Below are 23,945 nucleotides of genomic sequence, written 5' to 3' on the forward strand. Positions count from 1 at the left end.
TAAAATTCTCAGAAATCACATGCACAATTATAGCCCGCTCGTCACAAATATACAACTGATTTTTTGATAAATTTTACCTCTGTGACACATAACCTCAAGAAAAGTCAAAATGTTTTGATGTTTTTAAAGGAAATTTAATTTTTCAGACTCTGCAGCGGGGCCGGGATGCGCCCGCCGCGCTGAATAAACCGCTGCGGAGAGTACCGGTTGACTTCCATGACGGGGCCGCCGCCCAACAGGCCGCCAAAATTGAGCTCCTCGCCCACCTGCTTGCCGATGGCGGGAATCAGGCGCACGGCGGTGGTTTTGCTGTTGACCATGCCGATCGCCGCCTCGTCGGCGATGATGCCCGAGATCACCTCGGCCGGGGTGTCGCCGGGGATGGCGATCATGTCGAGGCCCACGGAGCAGACCGCGGTCATGGCCTCCAGCTTGTTGAGCGTCAGCGAACCGCGGCGCGCGGCTTCGATCATGCCGGCGTCCTCGGTGACGGGGATAAACGCGCCGGACAGGCCGCCAACGTGGGAGGAGGCCATAATGCCGCCCTTTTTCACGGCGTCGTTCAGCAGGGCCAGCGCGGCGGTCGTGCCGTGGGCGCCGCAGGCCTCAAGGCCCATTTCCTCCAGAATGTAGGCGACGGAATCGCCGACGGCGGGGGTGGGGGCCAAAGAGAGATCGACGATGCCGAACGGGACAAACAGTCGGCGGGAGGCCTCCTGTGCCACCAGCTGCCCCATACGTGTGATTTTAAACGCAGTTTTTTTGATCAGGTCGGCAATCCCGGTAATATCGCAGTCCCCCGCTTTTGCCAGCGCGGCGCGAACCACGCCGGGGCCGGATACGCCCACGTTGATTACGCAGTCCGGTTCGCCGGGGCCGTGGAAGGCGCCGGCCATAAACGGGTTGTCTTCCGGCGCATTGCAGAAAACCACCAGCTTCGCCGCTCCAATACAGTCGCGGTCGGCTGTTTTCTCCGCGCATTCGCGGATGACGCGTCCCATTTTGCCGACAGCATCCATATTGATTCCCGCCTTGGTGGTGCCCACGTTGACGGAGGAGCAGACAAAGCTGGTGGTGCTGAGAACCTCGGGGATGCTTTCGATCAGTGCGTAATCTCCCGGGCCAAACCCTTTGTGTACCAATGCGGAATACCCGCCGATGAAATTGACGCCTACCTCTTTCGCGGCGCGGTCCAATGCCTGGGCAAAATGGGCCGGACTCTTTGAGGGGCACGCCGCTGCAATCATTGAGATGGGTGTGACGGATATGCGCTTGTTGATGATCGGGATGCCGTAATCCTTGCTGATATCTTCGCCGGTTTTGACCAGGCTGCCGGCATAGCGGCAAATTTTATCGTACACCTTGTCACAGGCGGCTTTTTGGTCAGAATCCACGCAGTCCAGCAGGGAAATACCCATGGTAATGGTGCGCACATCCAGATTTTCGTTATCAATCATATTGATCGTTTCGAGAATATCGTGGGAATTAATCATGAAAGCGGTCCTTTCTCTCTATATATTAGCGCTTTTCCGGCAGGGCTTTCCGCAGTCAGAGAACCCGGCCCGCGCTTAAATACGGTGCATGGAGTTGAAGATATCCTCGTGCATGGTGTGGATTGTCAGGTTCATGCTGGTTCCCAGCTCGGTCAGGCGATCGGCCAGATCGCTGAAGGGAATGGTGCTTTTTGAAATATCCACCATCATAATCATGGCAAACATATCCTGCAGAACAGACTGGGTCACTTCGATCACATTTACTTGGTTTTCGGCACAAATGGCAGAGACGCGGGCAAGAATACCCACCATGTCTTTGCCAAGAACGGTAATTACAGCGCGCATGCGGCAGCCTCCTAAAAATAAAGAAATTCCATAATAACTGGTATTAATGCATTTATTATGAAGTAGAAACAATGGTATGTCAAGACGTTTTCGGCACCAAGCGCGTTAAGAAAAAAACTATTAAGACGAAATTTTGACTTAGAAAAAAATTAGAGGAAAAACTGTCTTTTTTCCCTGATTTATGCTAAGATAATAAAAATCGTCAAGAAGTATCCCCGCAGCCCGCGGGGAAAGGGGAGGCACAGGCGTCTTTTCCCTGCCGCGGGCGGGAGGAAGAGACCGAATCCTTTGCCCGCTTTTGAGGAAAGCGGGGCATCGGACCGGGCATTGACAGACTGGAGGCGGCAGAGCTTTGAAATACAGATATTGTTCCGATTGCCATTTGCACAGCGATTGCTCCCGTGATGCGGAAGACCCGGCCATGATGATGTGCGAGGCTGCACAGCGACAGGGCCTGTACGCCGTTGCCCTGACGGATCACTGCGAGTGCAATGATTATTATAAGGAAGAATACGACCGTTCGTCGCGCCAGTCCTATTTCGAGGCCAAAAAGGCCGCCGCGGTTTTTCAGGGCCGGCTGCGGGTGTACGCGGGCGTTGAACTTGGCCAGCCCCTGCAGGATGAAAAGGCGGCACAGGATGTTCTGACCACCTGCGGCTTTGACTTCGTTCTGGCCTCCCTCCATAATCTGGCCGGTATGGAGGATTTTTATTTTCTCGACTACGACCACCTGGATGTCGACGCGCTTCTCACGCGTTATTTTTATGAAATTCTCGAGATGGTGCGCTGGAACGGCTTTGATTCTCTGGCGCATCTCACTTACCCCTACCGGTACATTGTGGGCGATAAGGGCATTCCGGCCCGGCTTTACCCGGATCACCGCGAGATCGTCGACGAAATTCTCAGCCTGCTGGCGCGCAACCACAAGGCGCTGGAGCTCAATACCTCCGGGCTGCGCCAGAAGCTGGGGCAGACTCTGCCGCCGGCCGAGGTGCTCCGGCGCTTTCGCCAGCTGGGCGGCAAGTATGTGACCGTCGGCTCCGACGCGCACCGCTGGGGGGATATCGGCGCCGGGGTGGAAACCGGGCTCTCTCTGCTTTTGCAGGCCGGGTTTGATCGGTTCACCATCTACGTTGGGCGCGAGCCCGTAATGCTGCCGATCGAATAAACAGCGCAGGGCCAATCTCTCGAACTGTTCAGAAAATTTAAGGAGGAACCATAATGGAAAAATTGTTAGCTCTTTTAAGTGAAAATGCCAGACTGACCCCTGCGCAGCTCGCAGCAATGCTCGACACAACGCAGGAAAAGGTCAACGAAGCAATCGAACAGTATGAAAAGCAGGGTGTGATCAAAGGCTACCGCGCGCTGATCGACTGGGAGAAGGTCGACCAGAATAAAGTCACGGCGCTGATCGAGCTGAAGGTTGTGCCGAAGCCGGACCGCGGCTTTGATGAGGTTGCGGACCGCGTGATGAGCTTTGGCGAGGTGGAAAGCGTCTACCTGATGTCCGGCGGGTACGATCTTGCGGTGATCGTTCACGGGAAATCGATGCAGGAGGTGGCGCTGTTCGTCATGAACCGCCTGGCCGCGCTGGATTCCGTTGTCTCTACGGCCACCCACTTCATTTTGACCCGGTATAAAGACGGAGGGGTTATTCTTCACTCCGGAGAGGACAAAGACCAAAGAACGGGGTGTGTATGGTGATCGATTATCAATCTGTGATGAATCAGCGGCTGCAATCGCTCAAGCCTTCGGGGATCCGGAAGTTTTTCGATATTGCGAGTGAAATGGACGACGTGATCTCCCTCTCCATCGGCGAGCCCGACTTTTCCACCCCCTGGCATGTGCGCCAGGCCGGAATTCAGACGCTGGAAAAGGGAAAGACCTGGTACAGCCCGAACCGCGGCTTTATGGAGCTGCGTCAGGAGATCTGCAAGTGGGTCGCCCGCAAATACCAGGTGGAATACGACCCCGCAACGGATGTCGTCGTCACCGTCGGCGGCTCCGAAGCGATCGACGCCAGCCTGCGCTCGCTCGTGAATCCCGGCGACGAGGTTCTTATCCCCGAGCCGAGCTTTGTCTGTTATGTGCCGCTCACACAGATGGCCGGCGGTGTTCCGGTGATTCTTGAGACGAAGGCGGAGAATGATTTTCGCTTAACCGCCGAGGAGCTGCGCGCGAAGATCACCCCAAAGACGAAGGTACTGATTCTGCCCTTCCCGAACAACCCCACCGGCGCCGTCATGCGCCGCGGGCATCTGGAGGAGATTGCGGCGGTTGTCAAGGAACATAACCTGATGGTGATTTCTGATGAAATATACAGCGAGCTGACCTATGGCGACACGCCCCACGTCAGCTTCGCGTCCATAGACGGCATGAAGGAGCGCACGATTCTGATCAACGGCTTCTCCAAGGCGTACGCCATGACCGGCTGGCGTCTCGGCTTTGCCATGGGGCCGACGGAGATCATCGCCCAGATGACAAAGCTGCACCAGTACGGCATTATGAGCGCGCCCACCATGTCGCAGTACGCGGCAATTGAGGCGCTCAAAAACGGCGACGGCGATATTGAGGAGATGCGTTCCCAGTACGACATGCGCCGCCGGCTGATCGTAGACGGCCTCAATTCGCTCGGCCTGACCTGCTTTGAGCCCGAGGGGGCGTTTTATGTATTCCCCTGCATCAAGAGCAGCGGCCTTGGCTCAGAGGAGTTCTGTGAGCGCCTGATTTACGCGGAGAAGGTCGCAATTGTGCCCGGCAACGCGTTCGGCGACTGCGGAGAGGGCTTTGCCCGGGTTGCTTACTCCAACTCGATTCCGAATATCACCGAGGCGCTCAAACGGATCGAGCGCTTTTTGGGCACGCTCAAATAAATCCGCTCGTGTGGAATGATCCAACGGTTTTGCGCGTGGCTCCCGCCTTTGCGGGTGCGGCGGGCAAAGCCGTCTTTTTGCGGGGAAGAATGGAGGAATGCTTCATGCAGACGGGGCGGCCGATTTGTGTTTATGCAACGGCAAAACTGAATCTGACACTCGATATACTGGGCCGCCGTGCGGACGGCTATCATCTGCTGGATATGGTGATGCAGACCGTTTCCGTTTACGATACCTTGCTGCTCACGCCGATTGAAACTCCGGGAGTTGATCTGCTCTGTGACCGGGCGGGGATTCCCTGCGGGGAAGAAAACACGGTGCAAAGGGCAGCGCGCCTGTTTTATCAGGCGGCGGATCTGCCGAACGGCGGAATTCAAATCCGGATGCTGAAACGGATCCCCGATCGGGCGGGGATGGGCGGGGGCAGCGCCGACGCCGCCGCCGTGCTGCGCGCGATGAACCGGATCTACGATGCCGGCTTTACAATGGACGAGCTGTGCGCGCTGGGCCTGAGCATTGGGGCGGACGTTCCATTCTGCCTTCGGGGCGGCACCATGCGGGTCGGGGGAATCGGCGAGGTTTTATCGCCTCTTGCCCCAATGCCGCCGTGCTTTTTTGTCGTGTGCAAGCCGTCCGTCAGCGTCAGCACCGCCGCGGCGTTTGCGCAGGCGGATCGAGACGGCGCATCCTACCCGCGCTACACCCCGGCAATGGCGGCGGCGCTTGGGAGCGGCCAACTGCACCTGATCGCGGGCGGCCTCGGCAATTCGTTTTCGCTGGCGATGCCGGAGCCGCAGATCGAAGCGCTTCGGCAGGCGCTGCTGCACATGGGCGCGCTCGGCGCCTGCATGACCGGGAGCGGCTCGGCGGTGTTCGGCATTTTTTCGGAGCGTGTGTCGGCGGAGCGGTGCCGGGAAGAGCTGCGGAAAAAATACCGTCATGTGTTTGTATGCGAACCGGTCGGTGCCGAATAAAGGATCCATATCGGGTATCTTTCCCCAAAATGGCGGGGAAAGATACTTTTTTCTTTTTTTTGCTGGCTCGTGCGCATAAATCAAACAAAAGAGGACAATCCTTTGGTTAACATAAAGAAGGAGATGACTCTTTTGAATTCCACTCAGAATTCCTGGAAATTAAAAAACATAGAAAAAGCGCTGATCATCGCGTTTGTACTTACGGTTGCCTGCTCCTTTACTTCCTTTTTTTCCTTTGCGCGACAATGTGAAGATATTCCAAATCATGTTCTGCGCCTGCATGTGCTGGCCAATTCCGATACTTCCGAGGATCAGGAGCTGAAGCTCTATGTACGCAACCGCATTTTGACCGAATCCGCCGGAATGCTCGACGGCATTACCGACCGAAAGGAAGCGGAACAGGTAGTACGGCGGAATATGCCCCGGCTGAGGGCCGCGGCCGCTGAGGAAATTGCACAGCGCGGGTATCAGTACCCGGTGGATGTCGAACTGGAAAACATCTATTTTACCACGCGGCAGTATCGGCAGGTTACGCTGCCGGCCGGCACCTACGATGCGCTGCGCGTGACAATCGGCCAGGCGCAGGGGAAAAACTGGTGGTGCGTGATGTTCCCGCCCATGTGCCTGCCCGCCGCTGAGGAAAAGGAAGAGCTTGACGATGTGCTGAACCCGAAGCAGATGGAGATCGTTACCGGGCAGTACGAAATCCGCTTTAAATCACTCGAGCTGTACGAACAGTTTAAAAACTGGGCAGCCGGAAAAGGAAGGACGAATCCTTCGGGAATCCGGTGAATCATTTACCTTGAGAGCCCGGTCTGCCGGATTCCTTATAAAAAGCATTCCCTTCGCATTGAGCGCCGGGGAATGCTTTTTTGTCGTCTTTTTCAATGGCACACCTGTTATCCAAACAGGAAATCCGTTTGAGATTTCAAGATTTCTCCTCAATCGTATTTTCCTACCCTTTGACACAGCAAAAGCAGCCCATGGAGCCGACCGCGGTTACCGTTACCTCGGCATATCGTTGTTTCAGCCTGTTTTCGAGGCTGGCTGCGGTTTCAAACGGCGGGGTGAAAAAGCCCCTGGGCACGTACAGCGTTCCAAAGATTTTGTCAACAGTGAATGGAATGTTTCAAAGAAAGCTTCGGGGCTTCTTTCGGTGTGGGCGGTTTACGATCTTTCACACGCTTTTTTTCAAGGCTCTTTTATGCTATAATTACTACTTAAATGGAAAGTGCTCCTTCTAGCAGGCCGCACTTTACGAAATGGGGGATTGGGTTGCTTCATCTGCTGTTCGGGCGCTCCGGGAGCGGAAAAACACATTTTGTCCGGCAGGAGCTGCACCGGCTGGCCGGGCAGGGTGAACAAAAGCTGATGCTGTTGGTGCCGGAGCAGTTTTCTTTTGAAAGCGAGCGCGCCATGCTGCGTCTTTTGGGGCCGCGCCGTGCCGCGGAGGTAGAGGTCGTCAGCTTCACCCGCCTGGCGGACGCTGTGTTCCGCCGCTTCGGCGGGTGCTGCGGCAAACGGCTCGACGACGGCGGCCGCAGCATTCTGATGAGCCTTGCGCTGGAACAGACGGCGGATCACCTGCCGCTGTACCAAAAGCACACCCAGACTCCCGAGCTGGTGAGCATGATGCTCACCGCTTCGGCGGAGCTGAAAATGTGCGCCGTCGCCCCGCGGGAGCTGTCCCGCGCGGCGGAGCGGCTGGAGGACGGCACCCTGCGGGAAAAGATGAAGGAGCTCTCGCTGATTCTGTCGGCGTATGAGGCGCTGGTGGCGCAAAGCTACCTCGACCCGCAGGATGATCTGACCCGGTTAAAAGACGTACTGCTTGCACACCGTTTTTTTGAGGGCTACACCGTGTTTGTGGATTCCTTCAAGAGCTTTACCGCGCAGGAGCTCGGCATTCTGGAGCTCGTGCTCTGTCAGGCTCAGGAGGTGACGGTGGCGCTTTGTGCCGACGGCCCCCGGCAGGCGGATGCGGAAATGAGCCTGTTCACGCCGGTGTACCAAACGGCGCGCAGCCTGATGCGCCTTGCGCGGCAGAATTCCGTTGCGGTGGCGGCCCCTGTCACACTGAAGCCGGGCGTTCGTTTTCGCGGCGCGGGGCTGCGAGCGGTGGAGGAGGGCGCATACCGCGGCCGCCGCATTCCTCTGCGCGGGGATACGGGCGATGTAGCTTTGTATGCCGCCCGCAGCACCTACGATGAAGCGGCCTATGTGGCGATGACCATTCGCCGCATGGTGATGGAGGAGGGGTACCGTTACCGCGATTTCACCATTCTGGCCCGCTCGCCCGAAGCGTACCGCAGCAATCTGGATGCCGCGCTCGAGCGGTGGGACATCCCATATTTTATGGACGATCCCCGCGCGATCGACACCGAACCGCTGATGCGCCTTGTGCTGTGCGCCTTTCAGGCGGCGCGTTCGGGGTACCGCTCCGACGATGTGTTCGCGTGTCTGAAAACAGGGCTTTGCGGGTACACGGCGGAAGAGATTTCACTCATTGAAAATTATGCCTTTTTATGGAAGCTTTCCGGCAGGGAATGGCTGGGGCCATGGTCGCGGCACCCCCGCGGCTTTGCCGGTGAGCTGACGGAGCAGGACGCGCAGCAGCTTTCGCAGCTCAACGAGCTGCGGGAGCGCATCATCGCGCCGCTGCGCGAATTTGCCGATTCCGTGCGCATGGCGGACGGGGAAACGTCGGCCCGCGCGGTGTACCGTTTTCTGCTGGCGCTCGGTGTGCCGGAGCATGTCAAACAGATGTGCCGCAGGATGAAAGAGATGGGAGAACCAGAGCTGGCAGACCGGCAGTTCCGGCTGTGGGAGCTTTTGATGCGGATTCTGGATCAAATGGCGCTGGTGCTGAAGGGGCGGGTTCTCTCAGCACAGCGCTTTGGCGAGCTTCTTCGCCTTGTGATCGCCTCCGGCACAATCGGGAGCATTCCGCAGGGGCTCGATGAGGTGACGGTGGGGGCGGCGGACCGTTCGCGCCCGGCTGACCCAAAGGTCGTGTTTCTTTTGGGCGCGGTGCAGGGGGAATTCCCGCGCAACCCGTCGCCGGACGGCGTGTTCAGCGACGAGGAGCGCCGCATGCTGATTCAAATGGGCCTGCCGCTCAACGGCACGATGGAGGATTCCTCCATGGACGAGCGTCTGATGGCCTACACCGTCATGTCTGCCCCGACGGAGCGATTGTTTGTCACCTACCCGGCGGCGGATATGGACGGCGCGGCGAAAGCGCCGTCGTCCATCGTCAGTGAAATCCGCTCCATATTGCCGGATATACCGGTGCAAAGCCGCTACCTGCTGCCGGAGGAATCGTTCGCCAACAGCGAGCAGCCCGCCTTTGAAATGACGGCGCGGCTCTGGGGGCAGTCATCCGTGCTGTCCTCCACACTAAAGGAGCTGTTCTCCCGCCGGGAGGGCTATACCGAGCGAATGGCCGCCCTGCGCCGGGTGCACGAGCGCGCGCCGGCCGCCTTTGAAAATCCCGTGCGGGCGCGGATGCTGTTTGAGCAGATGCGCCACATTTCCGCCACGCAGATTGAATCGTATCACCTGTGCCGGTTCCAGTATTTCTGCCGCTACGGCCTCGGCGCGAAGGAGCGCCGCCCGGCGGAGCTGAACGCGCTCGAGTACGGCAGTTTGATCCATTACCTGCTCGAGCATCTGCTGCGGGAGCAGGGGGCACGCGCCCTTGCGGCGCTCGGGCCGGAAGAGCTGAAACAGCTTATTTTATCCTGTATCGAGCGCTATGTGGAGGAACAGCTCGGCGGCGCGGAGGACAAAAGTCCCCGCTTCCGCTTTCTGGTCGCCCGCATTGCGGATTCCGCGCAGGTGGTGATCGCCCATATCGCGAAGGAGCTGGCCCAGAGCAAATTTCAGCCCGCGGCGTTTGAGCTGGAGCTGAAGGAGGGCGGGGAGTTCCCGCCGCTCAAAATCACTCTGCCGAACGGAGAAACCGCAACCGTCGAGGGGAAAATCGACCGCGTGGACGTTATGGAGCTCGACGGCGTGAAATATGTCCGCATCATCGACTATAAAACAGGGAAAAAGGAGTTCCGCCTGTCGGACGTGCTGTACGGGGTCAATCTGCAAATGCTGATCTACCTTGCGGCACTGATTCAGAACGGGCGCTTTTGCCCTGCGGGAATTTTGTACATGCCCGCCGTGCGCCCTGTGATTTCCGCAGCGAAAGGACAGTCGATCCAAGCCCTTGAAGCGGCTGCTGAGAAGAAGCTGCGCATGAATGGTCTTCTGCTCGACGATTCCCGCGTGATTCAGGGGATGGAGGAGCAGGCCGAGGGCAAATATATTCCCGTTGCGCTCAAAGACGGTAAGCCTGCGAAAACCGAATCGGTTGTAAGCGCTTCGCAGCTCGGCGGAGTGATGGAATATATCAAAGACCTTACGGGGCGGATGGTGCAGACTCTGCACGGGGGCGATGTTGCCGCTCTTCCGCTGACGGGCGAGCATAACGCCTGCCAGTACTGCCCGTATTTTGCCGTGTGCGGCCATGAGGATGCCGACGGCGGGCGGGAGTGCCTGCGACTGGATAAGGCGGAAACGCTCCGGCGGATTTTAAAAGAAGAAACGGGGAAGGAGGGGGACGAACATGGCTGAACGAAGCTGGACGCCCGCGCAGGCGGACGCGATTCATGCCAGAGGCGGCACGCTTCTGGTATCGGCTGCGGCCGGCTCTGGCAAAACCGCCGTGCTGGTGCAGCGGGTGATCGAGCGCATCACGGACGAGCAGAACCCCAGCGATGCCGACCGCCTTCTGGTCGTCACCTTCACCAAGGCTGCCGCCGCGGAAATGCGCGAGCGGATCGCCCAGCAGCTCTCCCGCATGCTGGCGGAGGACCCCTCGAACACGGCGCTGCAGCGGCAGCAGATTCTGCTGGGCGGCGCGCACATCAGCACGGTACACAGCTTTTGCAGCGAGCTGGTGCGCGAGAATTTCTATAAGCTGAATATTTCGCACGACTTTCGCATTGCCGACGAGGGGGAAATGTCCATCCTGCGCGGGGAAGCGGTCACACAGGTGCTGGAGGACTGCTATGCCGCGGCGAATCCCGATTTTTATGAGCTGGTCGAAGCGTTCAGCTCTGACCGCGACGACAGTCGGCTGATCCGCGCGGTGAACCAGCTGTACGATTTCATCCGGTCGCATCCGTTCCCGGAGCGCTGGCTGCGGGAAAAGGCAGAAATGTATTCCGGCGCCGTTCCGGTGCAGGAGTCCCCCTGGGGGGCGTGTCTGCTCGCTTTTGCCGAAGAGGCCTGCGATTACTGCCTTTCGTTGGTGCGGGATTCTCTGGAATCGATGCAGGCTGACGAAAAGCTTTCGGCAGCATATACCGAAGCGTACCAGTCCGATCTTTCGGGCCTTTCCTCCTTGTACCGCGCGGCGCAGCAGCGGGAATGGGACAATGTGGGCGAGCTTGCCGCAAATTTTGTGTTTGCCCGCTTAAAGCCGGTGCGCGGCTACGCGGAGGACCCTTTGAAGCTGCGTCTTTCCGCCTGCCGCGACGAAGTGAAATCCACCGTGAAAAAGCTTGCGGCGCTGTTCTCCGCTACTTTGCAGGACTGCGCCGACGATCTGCGCGCGCTGTCCCCTGTGGTGGAGCAGCTGTTTGCCGTTGTAACGGCGTTTTCGCACGCGCTCGACCAGATGAAAGCGGAGCGCCGCCTTGCGGATTTCGGCGATCTGGAGCACTGGGCGCTGCGTCTTCTCGTGCGCGAGACGGAAAACGGCTACGAGCGAACCGAAGAAGCGCTGGAGCTTTCGCGCCGCTTTGATGAAATTATGGTGGACGAATATCAGGATACAAACGAAGCGCAGGATTTATTGTTCCGTGCGATTTCGCAGAACGAAGAAAATCTGTTTATGGTCGGCGACGTCAAACAGAGCATTTACAGCTTCCGCCAGGCGATGCCCCGCATCTTTCTGCAGCGGCGCGCCGACTTCGCCGAATATGACCGGGAGCACAGCCGCTACCCGGCCTGTATTGTGCTCGACCAAAATTTTCGTTCCCGCTCTACCGTGACCGACGCGGTGAATTTTGTGTTCGGGCAGCTGATGTCCTCGCAGGCCGGGGATGTGGAATACAGCGGCAAAGAGCTTCTCGCGGCCGGCGCGTCGTATCCGCCGCAGGAAGGCTGCGAAACCCGGCTCGACATTCTCGATTTGTCCATGGGCGAGGGCTCTGACGAAGCGATGGAGCTGCTGGAAAGCCGCCATATTGCCGAAACCGTTTTGGAGCTGATGGCACAGGGCTTTCAGGTAACGGAAAATGGGGTGCGGCGAAAGGCGGTGTTCCGCGACTTCTGCATTTTGCTGCGCAGCGCAAACCAGTATGCCGCCCGCTACGCACGCGAGCTGCAATTGTGCGGCGTGCCCGCCTGGGCGGATTCCTCCAGCGGCTTTTTTGAGGCGCCGGAGATTTCCACGATTCTGTCGCTTCTGCGCGTGGTGGATAACCCGGTGCAGGATATCCCGCTGCTTTCGGTGCTGATGAGCCCGATCTGCGGCTTTACGCCGGATGAGCTGAGCGCGGTGCGCCTGCGCCTGCCCAAAGCTCCGCTGTATCTGGCGCTGAGCGAGTGCGCCAAATCGGGTGAAGCCCGCGCCGCCGGGGTCATCGAAGAGCTCGACGGTTTCCGTTCCCTCGCGGCCACGCTCCCGTCCGACCGCCTGCTGAACGCCATTTACCAGAAAACGGGGTATCTCACGCTGGTGCAGGCCATGGCGAACGGCGAGCAGCGCCTTTCCAACCTGCAACTGCTCATGGAGTACGCGAAAAAATACGAGGCCTCCGGCTATAACGGCCTATCGGGCTTTATCCGTTTTATCGACCGCCTGCAGGAGCAGAACGGCGATCTGCCTGGAGCCTCCACAATTTCAGAAGCCTCGAACGTGGTGCGCATCATGAGCATCCATAAATCGAAGGGACTCGAATTCCCCGTGTGCATTCTGGCCGGGTGCTCGCGCCGCTTCAACAAGGAGCGCGGCGACGCTCTGCTGCACCCGGAGCTGGGCCTCGGCATCAAGCGCAAGGAGCAGGGCGGTCTGGCCCGCGTGACCACCCTGCCGCGCGAGGCGATCGCGCTCGAGCAGGAGCGGCAGTCGATGTCAGAGGAGCTGCGCGTGCTGTATGTCGCCATGACCCGCGCCCGGGAAAAGCTGATCCTTTTGACCACGGTGCGCGACCTGAACACAACGCTGGCGTCCCTTGCGCCGCAGCTCACGGCACAGGAGCGGATTTCGCCCTATGTGGTGCGTTCGGCGTCGAGCATTTCGGACTGGATTCTCTCCTGCGCCCTGCGCCACCCGAGCGGGGGGGCCCTGCGCGACCGCGCCCTGTGCAGCGGCGAGCTGATTGCGGATTGCCCCGGCCAGCCGTGGGAAATCCGCGTTCTGCCCGCGCCGGATTTGGAGGAAGGCCCGGAGCGGGAGGAATCCGTTCTGTCGGCCCCGCCGCCGGACCCGGAGCTGCTCGCCCGCATCACCCGGCAAATCGACTTTGTATACCCCGACGCGGTGCTGTTTGGGGTGCCGGCCAAGGTGTCCGCCTCCGAGCTTGCGGCGGAGAGTGCGGGGGAGGATTATGAAATCCTGTCGCGCCCCGCGTTTTTGGGCAAGGCGGGGCTTACTCCGGCGGAGCGCGGCACGGCGCTGCACCATTACATGCAGTTTGCCGATTACGCCGCGGCGGCCGAACACCCGCGGCAGGAGCTGGAGCGACTGAAATCCGGCGGATTTTTGTCGGAGGAGGAAGCGAACGCGGTGGATCTGCGGCATGTGGCGGCGTTCTTTCAAAGCCCGGTCGCAAAGAGGATGCTCGCGTCCGAGCAAAGCTACCGTGAGCTTCGCTTTACGGTGGAAATCCCCGCTTCCCTGCTGAAAGCGGATGTTCCCGCAGAGCAGCAGGTGATGTTGCAGGGCGCGGTGGACTGCGTGTTTGTCGAGCCGGACGGCGCCGTGATCATCGATTACAAAACAGACCGTGCCGCCTCTCCGGAGGAGCTGTGGAGCCGCTACCGCGTTCAGCTCGCGCTGTACCGCCTTGCTGTGGAGCGCGTGCTGGAAACGCCGGTAAAGGAATGCATGCTGTACTCGTTCGCCTTGGGGCATGCGGTAACGGGCGAACTGGGAGGATCGGAAAAAGCCGGCTTTGCGCTCTGAACGAAATTTATCTTGACAAAAGAAAGTACGGTTGCTATACTATTATCTGTAAACAAAGCAGGGCAAAATTTTGTCCTCACCTATGGGGTTTCGTCCGTCATGGGTCAATACATCGGTGCTTTCCCCATGGGAGAGCGTGAGATTTGGTATTGATGCGCGGATGGAGAATTCTGTCCGCGCTTTTTGTTAGCCTGAAACGTATTTTGGAGGTGCTTACCAATTAGCAACAAGGAACTGCAGATCAACGAAGAAATTCGGGATAAAGAAGTGCGTGTCGTAGACAAAGACGGCGCTCAGCTGGGTGTTATGCCGATTGCACAGGCCATGGCAAAGGCGGCGGAAAGCAATATGGATCTGGTGAAAATTGCACCGCAGGCCAAGCCTCCGGTGTGCAAGATCATCGATTACGGCAAATTCCGCTTTGAGCAGGCCAAGCGTGACAAAGAAGCAAGAAAAAATCAGCATGTTGTAGATATTAAAGAGATTCGCCTTTCTCTGAATATCGATACCCATGACTTTAATACGAAGGTGGGCCACGCAACCCGCTTTTTACAGGATGGGGACAAGGTAAAGGTGTCGATCCGCTTCCGTGGCCGTGAAATGGGCCACCCGGAACAGGGGCATCAGATCATGCAGAAATTCGCGCAGGCGTGTTCCGAAATCGCGAACGTAGAAAAACCGTCTAAACTCGAGGGGCGCAATATGCTGATGTTCCTTGCTCCAAAACCCACGAAGTAATTATTTTAAGGAGGGGCAACTGTTATGCCTAAAATCAAGACGCATTCCGGCGCGAAAAAGCGCTTCAAAATTTCCAAGAACGGCAAAGTGATCCGCGGTCACGCGTTCAAATCCCATATTTTGAACAAAAAGTCCACAAAGCGTAAGAGAATTCTGCGCCAGACCACTGTGACCGACGTTACCAATGTGGCGAAGGTTAAGAAAATGCTGCCCTATAAATAAGGAAGCAATCCCAAGTGAAAGAATCTTATTTTGACCATATATTTGGAGGTAACAGATCATGGCTCGTGTGAAAGGTGCGTTGGCAACACGCAAAAGAAGAAAAAAGGTATTAAAGCTTGCGAAAGGCTACTGGGGTGCGAAGAGCAAGCATTTTAAAATGGCCAAACAGGCCGTTATGAAGTCCGGCAATTACGCCTATATCGGCCGCAAGCACAGGAAAAGAGATTTTCGCCGCCTGTGGATCACCCGTATTTCCGCCGCCTGCAAAATGAACGGCGTGAATTACTCCTCTTTTATGAACGGTCTCAAAAAAGCGAACATTACCCTCAACCGCAAGATGCTGTCCGAAATCGCCGTTTCTGATGAAGCGGCCTTCCAGGCTCTGGTAGAGAAGGCGAAAGCGGCCTTATAATAAGCTGTGATTGCGCCCGGGTCGTGACCCGGGCGCATCATTTTTGATGACGATCATTTGTGTGGATCTTGCTTGCAGCGTGAAAAACCGCGTGTGCTTTGGTTGAAACCGCCCCCGGCCGCGCCGCAGATGCCTTTTGTACCAACGGGTGTTTGCGCGCGCTTTTTCGCCGGGCGCGCTGTCCTGAAAAACGCTTTTTTGACGATATGGGCAAGGCCCGGGTCTGGAGAGTAGAAATGATACCCTGTCAGGTAATTACCAGCCGAAAAAATGAAATAATAAAGACTGCCGCAAGGCTGCGGGATTCCGCTTCGTTTCGCCGCGAGCAGAACGCCTTCCTCGCGGAGGGCGCGCGCCTGTGCGCTGACGCGGCCGACAGCGGCCTTTTGATCCGCGCCGTGTTCTACACGGAGCGGGCGGGGGAAAAGTACGCTTCTTACCTGGATCGGATTTTCCCGAAGGCGGAGCAGGTTAATCAGATTGCCGATTCGGTGGCGGAGCTGCTGGGCGATACCCGCCAGCCGCAGGGGGTGTTCTGCACGGCGGAGCTGCCAAAGCGCGCCGCCGCTTCGGGAATTGAGAAGAACGGCTGCTATCTTGCGCTGGAGGAGATTCAGGATCCGTCGAATCTCGGGGCGGTTCTGCGCACAGCGGAAGCGCTCGGCGTTTCGGGCGTGGTGCTGGCCGGTTCCTGCTGCGACCCCTACGGCGCGAAGGCGCTGCGCGCCGGCATGGGCGCGGTGTTCCGCCTGCCACTTTATTACGAAGAAAACCTTGCGCTCTGCGTGCGCCGTTTGCGCGGGCAGAACTTTTTTACCGCCGCGGCCGTTCCCACGGAGGACGCCTTGCCGATTACCGGGGTTTCTTTTCCGCCTGCCGTTTTGCTGGCTGTTGGGAACGAGGGTGCGGGACTGTCACGGCAGGCCGTCGCCGCCTGCGACGCGCGCGTCACCATCCCGATGCTCGGGAGAGCGGAATCCCTGAACGCGGCGTCGAGCGCCGCCATCCTGATGTGGGAGATCATGAGAACGCGGGGGAGATTGGAATGAGTTGCGAAACAGCTTTCTGGGTGTGGCTTCAGCATGGCCTTGGCGCGGGCAGCGGCAAGGTTCGCCGCGTGCTTTCCTGCTGTACCGGCCTGCGGGAATTCTGGGAGGCCGGCCCGCAGTTCTGGGAGCTTCAGGGCCTTTTTACCGCGCGGGAGCTGAGCGCTCTGCGCGCCTTTTCTCCGCGGGACGCCCAGCGGATTGCCGACCGCTGCGAAAAGTCGGGCATCCGTCTGCTGACGCCGGAAGAGGAGGGCTATCCCCGTTCTTTGTGGGAGATCGCAAATCCGCCCTGCGTTTTATACGTCAAAGGGCAGCTCCCCGCAGTGGACGAGATGCCCGCCATCGCGGTGGTCGGCACGCGCGACGCGACCATCTCCGGCAAGAAAATCGCTTTTTCTCTTTCTTACCAGCTGGCCCGCGCGGGCGCGGTCGTCATCAGCGGCGGCGCGCGCGGAATCGATACGGCGGCCCACCGGGGCGCGCTACAGGCGCGGGGCAAAACGGTCTGCGTGCTTGGCTGCGGCCTGGAGCATCCGTATCTGATGGAAAACGCCGGCCTGCGGGACTGGATTGCCGAAAGCGGCGCGGTGATTTCGGAATACCCGCCCGACTCTCCCGCCTCCCGGGCCGCATTCCCAATTCGCAACCGAATTATCTCCGGCCTTTCCTGCGGCGTTCTGGTGGTGGAGGCCGCCGCGAAAAGCGGTTCCCTGATCACGGCGGATCTGGCTCTGGAGCAGGGGCGCGACGTTTTCGCGGTTCCCTGCGGAATCGATAATCCCGTTTCGCGCGGAGTCAACACGCTGATCAAAAACGGCGCGGTGCCGGTGGGCGGCGCCGCGGAGCTGCTGGAGCAGTACCTTGACCGCTTTCCGGGCAAAATCCGCATGTCCGGCAAAGAAAATCCCGACGCGCCGTTTGCCGTGATCCCAGAGCGCCGCCCCGCACAGGCGGTACAGCCTGCCGAGGCGAAACGGAAGGCGCCCCAAAAGCAGAAGGCAAACGCTTTTTCCGAGCTGATTTCCGAGGATATTCCCGGTTTGTTTACCGGCCTGTCGGGCGGGGCTGTCGCTGCTGCGCCTTCAAAATCTCAGCCGAGGCAGCCGCTGACGGCGGCGGATGCTTCGGAGGATGCTGTTCTGCTCGATTCCCTGCTGACGGCGGAGGCGGTTCATCTGGCCGTTCTGGGCCGGCAAAGCGGGCTTGCCCCGCAGCGCGTGCTGGCCGCCCTGACGGAGCTAGAGCTCCTTGGCCGGGTGCGCCCACTTGGCGGCGGAAGGTATTGCCGCTCGTGACAAATTGCTTTATTTATGGTAAGCTTTGTGAAAACCGTCTGTTTTCAGCCGGCTTTCACAGTGCTTAATGGTCCGGGGGTGGCAGTTATTTCCATATATTTTTGTCTGCCCCCTTGCGCGAATCCGCTTGAGTGGATACAATTTGAAAAGAAAGAGGTGGTTCCTATATGTCAAAACTGGTGATTGTTGAGTCACCTGCCAAGGCAAAAACAATCAAAAAGTATTTAGGCTCCGGTTACGAGGTCGTCGCGTCGATGGGACATGTTCGCGACCTGCAGGAGAATCGTTTGAGCGTGGATATAAAGAATGATTTTAAACCCAAGTATGAGATTATCAAAGGGAAGGAAAAGCTGGTTCAGGAGCTGAAAAGCGCGGCGGAAAAAAGTGAATCCGTACTGCTCGCAACCGACCCTGACCGTGAGGGAGAGGCGATCTCCTGGCACCTCGCCTATCTTCTGGATCTTGATACCGCTTTGCAGAACCGCATTACCTTTAATGAGATCACAAAGACCGGCATCACAAACGGAATGGAGCATCCCCGCTCCATCGATCTGGATTTGGTCAACGCCCAGCAGGCCCGCAGAATTCTGGATCGCCTGGTCGGCTATAAGCTCAGCCCGTTTTTGTCGCAGAAGATCCGCCGCGGGCTTTCCGCGGGCCGCGTGCAGTCCGTCGCCGTCCGTCTTGTTGTGGACAGAGAAGAGGAAATTCGCGCCTTTGTGCCGGAGGAATACTGGAGCATCGACGCGAAGCTGATCCCGAAGGGAGAGCGAAAGGCGTTTGCCGCGTCTTTCTACGGGAATGCCGACGGGAAAATCAAAATCACCAATCAGCAGCAGGCGGATGAAATCCTGAAAAGCCTTGAAAATGCGGATTTCTTCGTCTCCAAGGTAAAAAAGGGCTCGCGCAAGAAATCCCCCGCGCCGCCGTTTATCACCTCCACCCTGCAGCAGGAGGCTTCGCGCAAGCTGGGCTTTCAGGCACGCCGCACGATGAAGGCGGCACAGGAGCTGTACGAGGGCGTTGAGATCGAGGGCATGGGCGCCATCGGTCTGATTACCTATATGAGAACGGACTCGCTGCGTATTTCGGAGGATGCGATCCACGACGCCACCGCCTATATTGAGGAGCGCTGGGGCAAAAAGTACCTGCCGGACGCTCCCCGCCACTTTAAAACAAAGGCCAACGCGCAGGACGGCCATGAGGCGATTCGCCCCTCCACTCCCAGCATTACGCCCGAGCAGGTAAAAGGCAGCCTGTCGAACGACCAGTACAGACTCTATAAGCTGATCTGGGAGCGCTTTATCGCCTGTCAGATGGCCAACTGCCTGCAAAGCACAACGCAGGCGGATATTACCGCCGGGGAGTACCTCTTTAAGGCCTCCGGCTATACCGTCACGTTCGACGGCTTCACCGTGCTGTACGAAGAGGGCAAGGATGAAGAAACCGAGCAGGGCGGCGCGCTGCCCGTGCTCACGCAGGACATGCCGCTGAAAAAGAAGGAGCTTGCTGGCAACCAGCACTTTACCCAGCCGCCACCGCGCTATACGGAGGCGTCGCTGATCAAGGCGCTGGAAGAAAACGGAATCGGCCGCCCGTCCACCTACGCCGCGACCATTTCCACCATCACGAGCCGCGAATACGTCGTGCGCGACGGAAAGGCGCTGCACCCCACCGAGCTGGGCGAGGTCACCACGCAGCTGATGCGTGAGCGCTTCCCGAAGATCGTCAACGTCAAATTCACCGCGCAGGTGGAAAAGGATCTGGACAGCGTTCAGAGCGGAGAAACCGACTGGGTGCAGACCCTGCACAATTTTTACAGCGATTTTGAAAAGACCCTGAAAAAGGCCAAAGAGGATATGGAAGGGGTCAAGATTCAGCTCAAAGAGGACGAAACCGACGTTATCTGCGAAAAATGCGGACGGAACATGGTGATTAAGATGGGGCGCTACGGCAAATTTTTGGCCTGCCCCGGGTATCCCGAGTGCAAAAACGTGAAGAAGCTCGTTGTGGAAAACGGCGCGGAGTGCCCCAAGTGCGGCGGCAAGGTGGTGGTCAAGAAAACCAAAAAGGGCCGCGTGTTCTACGGCTGCAGCGAATACCCCAACTGTGACTTTGTTTCGTGGGATGAGCCCACGATGGAGAAGTGCCCGCGGTGCGGCAAAACACTGCTGCGCAAAAAGGGAAAAACACCGAAGCTGTATTGCGTCACGCCCGACTGCGGCTATGAGAAACTGGAGGAGCAATGAAACTGTCTGTCATAGGGGCCGGTTTGGCCGGTTGTGAGGCGGCCTGGCAGATTGCATCCAGGGGAATCCAGGTGGATTTGTACGAAATGAAGCCGCTTCATTATACTCCCGCCCACAAAAATCCCGGCTTTGCGGAGCTGGTTTGCTCAAACTCCCTCAAGGCCGAGCGGATTTCGAGCGCCGCCGGTCTGCTGAAAGAAGAAATGCGCCGGCTGGGCTCTTTGCTGATGCAGTGTGCGGACAAGTCCCGCGTGCCGGCCGGCGGGGCGCTGGCGGTGGACCGCGACATCTTTTCCGCGCTCGTTACCGAGCAGATCCGCAGTCACCCCCTCATTCGCGTTCACGCGGAAGAGGTGCAGAGCATCCCGGACGGCGGCATCCGCGTGGTCGCCACCGGGCCGCTCACGGCGCAAGCCCTTGCCGATGATATCGCGATCTTCTGCGCCGGCAGCCTCAGCTTTTACGACGCGGCCGCGCCCATCGTAACGGCGGAAAGCCTCGACATGGACGCGTGCTTTTCCGCCTCGCGGTATGATAAGGGCGGCGACGACGCGTATCTGAACTGCCCGATGAACAAAGAGGAATACGACCGCTTTTACGACGCGCTGGTATCCGCCGAGCGCGCACCGGTGCACGGCTTTGACGTGGCCGACCCCAAGGTGTACGAGGGCTGCATGCCGGTAGAGGTGATGGCCGGGCGCGGGCGCGACACGCTGCGGTTCGGGCCGCTCAAGCCGGTTGGCCTGCGCGACCCCAAAACGGGGCACCGCCCCTGGGCGGTGGTTCAGCTTCGCCGCGAGAACGCCGCCGCCACCCTGTATAATCTGGTTGGCTTTCAGACCAACCTGAAATTCTCGGAGCAGAAACGGGTGTTCGGGCTGATCCCCGCGCTGAAAAATGCCGATTTTGTCCGCTACGGTGTAATGCACCGCAACACGTTTGTCAATTCGCCGAAGATTCTGTATCCCGATTTCAGCCTGAAAGCGGACCCGAATCTGTTCTTCGCGGGCCAGCTTACCGGAATGGAGGGCTACATGGAGTCCGCGGCCTCGGGCCTGATGGCCGGTTGGAACGCCGCACAGCGCCTGCTGGAGCGGGAGACCGTGGTTCTGCCGCACGAAACGATGATCGGCGCGCTGTGCCGGTACCTGGTGGAATGCGATCCGGCGCATTTTCAGCCCATGGGGGCGAATTTCGGCATTCTTCCGCCCCTTGGGGAGCAAATTCGCGATAAAAGAGTGCGGTACGAGGCATTGGCGCAGCGATCTTTGGACATGCTTCTACCGTATACCAAGAGAGATGCTGCTGTGATGGGAGGTTTTTCCGATGAAAATCATTGTTGATGCGTTCGGAGGCGACAATGCGCCGCTCGAAATCCTGAAGGGCTGTGAGGCCGCCGTAAAAAGTCTGGACATCGATATCATTCTCACGGGCCGGGAAGAGGAAATCCAAAAGGTTGCCGAAGAAAACGAGATTTCTTTGGAGCGCATGGAAATTGTGGATACCCCTCAGGTGCTCACAATGGAGGATCATGCGGGCGCGATCATGAAGGAAAAGAACGATTCCTCCATGGCGGAGGGCCTGCGCCTTGTCGCCCAGGGGAAGGGCGACGCCTTTGTGTCCGCGGGCAACAGCGGCGCGCTGGTGGTTGGCGCCACCATGATCGTCAAGCGGATCAAGGGGATCAAACGCGTTGCGTTCGCCCCCATGGTACCCGGCAGCAAGGGCTTCTTTATGCTCATCGACAGCGGCGCCAATGTGGACTGCCGCCCCGAAATGCTTTTGCAGTTCGGCATCATGGGCTCCATTTACCTCGATAAGGTGATCGGCGTGAAAAAACCCCGCGTCGCGCTCGCGAATGTCGGCACGGAGGACCATAAGGGCGGCGAGCTGCAGCATGCGGCGTTTGCCATGCTCAGGGATTCCAGCCTGAACTTTATCGGCAACATCGAGGCGCGCGACATTTCAAATGACGGCGCGGACGTTGTTGTGGCGGACGGCTTTACCGGCAACATCATTCTGAAAATGTACGAGGGCGTCGTCTCGATGGTCATGGGCAAGTTTAAGGAAGTATTCACCAAAAATTCCAAAAACAAATTGGCGACGGCTTTGCTGCTGGGCGACATGACCGCGCTGAAAAAATCCATGGATTACAATGAATACGGCGGCGCGCCGGTAATCGGCGCGGCAAAGCCGGTGTTCAAGGTGCACGGCAGCGCAAAGGCGCGCACGGTAGAAAGCGCCCTGCGCCTGACCAAGGCATATGTGGAAAAAAATGTGACGCAAGAAATCAGCCGCGCCGTCTCCGAACAGGAGTAGGCCGGCGTCTTTAGGTATCATAGGGGAAGGAGTGCGTGTATGCAAAAGCCGAATTTAAAAGATTTAGAAGAAAAACTGCAGTATCATTTTCACAACCCACAATATCTGATTACCGCTATGACCCATTCCTCTTATGCGAATGAGGTAAAATCGGCCGGTCACAGCAACGAGCGCCTGGAGTTTTTGGGCGATTCCGTACTGAGCATCGTGGTGGCGGATTACCTGTTTAAGCACTGCCCGAATCTGCCGGAAGGCGAGCTGACCAAAAACCGTGCAGCGCTGGTGTGTGAAAAGGCGCTTTGCGGATTTTCCCGCCAGCTGGGGGTCGGGGAATATCTTCTGCTCAGCCGCGGCGAGCAGAATTCCGGCGGGCGCCAGCGGCCGTCGATTCTCGCGGACGCGTTCGAGGCCCTGATCGCCGCCATCTATCTGGATGCCGGACTGGAAAAGGCGAGGGAATTCATCCTGCGCTTTGTTCTGCCGGTTCTGCAAACCACCCGGCCCAAAGCGTTTAAGGATTATAAAACCGCTTTGCAGGAAATTATCCAGCAGAATCCCGAAGAGCAGCTCGAGTATGTGCTCATCGGCGAAAGCGGCCCTGACCACGACAAGCACTTTACCGTTGAGGTGTGTCTTAACAGCAACGTGATCGGCAAGGGCGGCGGACGCAGCAAAAAAGAGGCGGAGCAGCAGGCTGCCCGCGAAGCGCTGGAGCTGATGGGCTATTGAAGCACGCAAACGTGGCGATTTTTGTTCCCCACGCGGGCTGCCCGCAGCGCTGCTCTTTCTGCAGCCAGCACAGCATCACGGGCCAGGAACGCCTCCCCACGCCGGGGGAGGTGCGCGAAACCCTGAAAACAGCCGAAGAAAATCTGAAAGAAAAAAGCCGTTTCGCAGAAATCGCTTTTTTCGGCGGCAGCTTCACAGCAATCGACCGTGGCGACATGCTCGCTCTGCTGGAAGCCGCCGCTCCTTCTGTCAGGGATGGGGTCTTCTCAGGAATCCGTATTTCCACCCGGCCCGATGCGATTGACGCAAAGGTGCTGGAACTGCTCTCCCGGTACGGGGTGACGACGATTGAGCTCGGCGCGCAGAGCATGAACGACGTCGTGCTGCGGCAAAACCGGCGCGGCCATACGGCGCGGCAGGTGCGGCAGGCGTCGGAGCTGATTCGGAGCGCGGGCTTTTCTCTCGGCCTTCAGATGATGACGGGCCTTTGGGGCGACACCGCCGCGGGCGCGATGCAGACGGCGTGTGATCTTGCCGGGCTCAAACCCGACTGTGTGCGGATTTACCCCACCGTTGTGATGAAGGGCACGGAGCTGGCTCTAAGGTACCGGTCGGGCGAATATGTTCCGATGGCTCTGCAAGAAACGGTGGAGCTGTGCTGTGATCTGCTCGAGTTCTTTGGAGAACATTCCATCCCGGTGATCCGCCTGGGGCTTCACAGCTCGCCCGAAATGCAGCGAGACCGCGTTGCGGGGCCATGGCACCCGGCGTTCCGCGAGCTTTGCGAAAGCAGGCTTTTTCTGCGCCGGCTTCTTGCCTTTCTGGAGCGGGAGCAAATTTTGCCGGGGCGTGTCGAGATTCATGTTTCTCCGCAGTGGGTTTCCAAAGCGGTGGGGCAGAGCAGGTGCAATCTGCTGGAGCTCTCCCGGCGGGGGTATCAGGCGCGCGTGGTGCCGGATTCGTCGATGGGCCCATCCGAATTTCTGGCGTTTTCTCCCGATAACCGGCTCCCGGCGAAAGCGTGAACACAAGAAGGAAAAGCCGCTTTGAAAAGGCCGC

General features: G+C 58.5%; 21 protein-coding genes. 19 read left to right on the forward strand and 2 right to left on the reverse strand.

Features of this window, described 5'->3' with window-relative positions:
* Positions 1 to 134: 134 nt before the first annotated feature.
* On the reverse strand, positions 135 to 1,493 hold the full coding sequence (locus tag G340_RS0108230; protein ID WP_020073174.1) for a PFL family protein: 1,359 nt from the start codon (positions 1,491 to 1,493) through the stop codon (positions 135 to 137).
* 75 nt (positions 1,494 to 1,568) lie between these two features.
* Entirely contained in the window at positions 1,569 to 1,838 is a 270-nt protein-coding gene (locus G340_RS0108235) for an ACT domain-containing protein (RefSeq protein ID WP_009064282.1), read from the reverse strand.
* Positions 1,839 to 2,190: 352 nt separating this feature from the next.
* Between G340_RS0108235 and G340_RS0108240 the strand changes: the two genes are divergently transcribed.
* The 19 genes from G340_RS0108240 (at position 2,191) to G340_RS16630 (ending at position 23,911) form a co-directional block, all read left to right on the forward strand.
* The gene (locus tag G340_RS0108240) at positions 2,191 to 3,006 is read left to right on the forward strand and encodes a histidinol-phosphatase HisJ family protein (RefSeq protein ID WP_027103924.1); all 816 of its coding nucleotides are present in this window, start codon (positions 2,191 to 2,193) and stop codon (positions 3,004 to 3,006) included.
* A gap of 53 nt (positions 3,007 to 3,059) precedes the next feature.
* A complete protein-coding gene (locus G340_RS0108245) occupies positions 3,060 to 3,542 on the forward strand; it encodes an Lrp/AsnC family transcriptional regulator (protein ID WP_020073176.1) in 483 nt (160 codons plus the stop codon).
* On the forward strand, positions 3,536 to 4,711 hold the full coding sequence (locus G340_RS0108250; RefSeq protein WP_020073177.1) for an aminotransferase class I/II-fold pyridoxal phosphate-dependent enzyme: 1,176 nt from the start codon (positions 3,536 to 3,538) through the stop codon (positions 4,709 to 4,711). Before G340_RS0108245 ends, G340_RS0108250 begins: the two co-directional genes overlap by 7 nt.
* 104 nt (positions 4,712 to 4,815) lie before the next feature.
* Positions 4,816 to 5,685, forward strand: coding sequence for a 4-(cytidine 5'-diphospho)-2-C-methyl-D-erythritol kinase (gene ispE / locus G340_RS0108255; RefSeq protein WP_033402238.1), 870 nt, complete (start codon positions 4,816 to 4,818; stop codon positions 5,683 to 5,685).
* Between the two features lie 123 nt (positions 5,686 to 5,808).
* Positions 5,809 to 6,477 carry a stage II sporulation protein R gene (gene spoIIR, locus G340_RS0108260; RefSeq protein WP_407635362.1) on the forward strand — a complete coding sequence of 223 codons (669 nt, stop codon included), beginning with the start codon at positions 5,809 to 5,811 and terminating at the stop codon, positions 6,475 to 6,477.
* 58 nt (positions 6,478 to 6,535) lie between these two features.
* Positions 6,536 to 6,898, forward strand: a complete 363-nt coding sequence (locus G340_RS17885; RefSeq protein ID WP_154653147.1) for a hypothetical protein — start codon at positions 6,536 to 6,538, stop codon at positions 6,896 to 6,898.
* Between the two features lie 62 nt (positions 6,899 to 6,960).
* Positions 6,961 to 10,311, forward strand: a complete 3,351-nt coding sequence (locus tag G340_RS0108270; RefSeq protein WP_020073181.1) for a PD-(D/E)XK nuclease family protein — start codon at positions 6,961 to 6,963, stop codon at positions 10,309 to 10,311.
* Positions 10,304 to 13,873, forward strand: a complete 3,570-nt coding sequence (gene addA, locus G340_RS0108275; protein ID WP_020073182.1) for a helicase-exonuclease AddAB subunit AddA — start codon at positions 10,304 to 10,306, stop codon at positions 13,871 to 13,873. The genes G340_RS0108270 and addA overlap by 8 nt, the downstream gene beginning before the upstream one ends.
* A 12-nt stretch (positions 13,874 to 13,885) precedes the next feature.
* Positions 13,886 to 14,026 carry a hypothetical protein gene (locus G340_RS17890; protein WP_154653148.1) on the forward strand — a complete coding sequence of 47 codons (141 nt, stop codon included), beginning with the start codon at positions 13,886 to 13,888 and terminating at the stop codon, positions 14,024 to 14,026.
* Between the two features lie 114 nt (positions 14,027 to 14,140).
* The gene (infC, locus tag G340_RS0108280) at positions 14,141 to 14,611 is read left to right on the forward strand and encodes a translation initiation factor IF-3 (RefSeq protein WP_020073183.1); all 471 of its coding nucleotides are present in this window, start codon (positions 14,141 to 14,143) and stop codon (positions 14,609 to 14,611) included.
* Between the two features lie 24 nt (positions 14,612 to 14,635).
* Positions 14,636 to 14,833, forward strand: a complete 198-nt coding sequence (gene rpmI, locus G340_RS0108285) for a 50S ribosomal protein L35 (protein ID WP_020073184.1) — start codon at positions 14,636 to 14,638, stop codon at positions 14,831 to 14,833.
* A gap of 58 nt (positions 14,834 to 14,891) precedes the next feature.
* Positions 14,892 to 15,245, forward strand: coding sequence for a 50S ribosomal protein L20 (gene rplT / locus G340_RS0108290; protein ID WP_009063772.1), 354 nt, complete (start codon positions 14,892 to 14,894; stop codon positions 15,243 to 15,245).
* Positions 15,246 to 15,481: 236 nt separating this feature from the next.
* Entirely contained in the window at positions 15,482 to 16,294 is an 813-nt protein-coding gene (locus G340_RS0108295; protein ID WP_033402239.1) for a TrmH family RNA methyltransferase, read from the forward strand.
* The gene (gene dprA / locus G340_RS0108300) at positions 16,291 to 17,589 is read left to right on the forward strand and encodes a DNA-processing protein DprA (protein WP_020073186.1); all 1,299 of its coding nucleotides are present in this window, start codon (positions 16,291 to 16,293) and stop codon (positions 17,587 to 17,589) included. The genes G340_RS0108295 and dprA overlap by 4 nt, the downstream gene beginning before the upstream one ends.
* A 167-nt stretch (positions 17,590 to 17,756) precedes the next feature.
* Positions 17,757 to 19,838: a type I DNA topoisomerase gene (topA, locus tag G340_RS0108305; protein ID WP_020073187.1), complete on the forward strand. Its 2,082-nt coding sequence runs from the start codon at positions 17,757 to 17,759 to the stop codon at positions 19,836 to 19,838.
* A complete protein-coding gene (gene trmFO / locus G340_RS16625; protein WP_020073188.1) occupies positions 19,835 to 21,181 on the forward strand; it encodes a methylenetetrahydrofolate--tRNA-(uracil(54)-C(5))-methyltransferase (FADH(2)-oxidizing) TrmFO in 1,347 nt (448 codons plus the stop codon). Before topA ends, trmFO begins: the two co-directional genes overlap by 4 nt.
* Positions 21,165 to 22,157 carry a phosphate acyltransferase PlsX gene (gene plsX / locus G340_RS0108315; protein WP_020073189.1) on the forward strand — a complete coding sequence of 331 codons (993 nt, stop codon included), beginning with the start codon at positions 21,165 to 21,167 and terminating at the stop codon, positions 22,155 to 22,157. The genes trmFO and plsX overlap by 17 nt, the downstream gene beginning before the upstream one ends.
* 39 nt (positions 22,158 to 22,196) lie before the next feature.
* Positions 22,197 to 22,886 carry a ribonuclease III gene (rnc, locus tag G340_RS0108320; protein ID WP_020073190.1) on the forward strand — a complete coding sequence of 230 codons (690 nt, stop codon included), beginning with the start codon at positions 22,197 to 22,199 and terminating at the stop codon, positions 22,884 to 22,886.
* On the forward strand, positions 22,883 to 23,911 hold the full coding sequence (locus G340_RS16630; RefSeq protein WP_020073191.1) for an elongator complex protein 3: 1,029 nt from the start codon (positions 22,883 to 22,885) through the stop codon (positions 23,909 to 23,911). Before rnc ends, G340_RS16630 begins: the two co-directional genes overlap by 4 nt.
* Positions 23,912 to 23,945 lie beyond the last annotated feature (34 nt).

The sequence above is a fragment of the Faecalispora sporosphaeroides DSM 1294 genome (assembly GCA_000383295.1).
GTDB classification, from domain to species: Bacteria; Bacillota; Clostridia; order Oscillospirales; family Acutalibacteraceae; genus Faecalispora; species Faecalispora sporosphaeroides.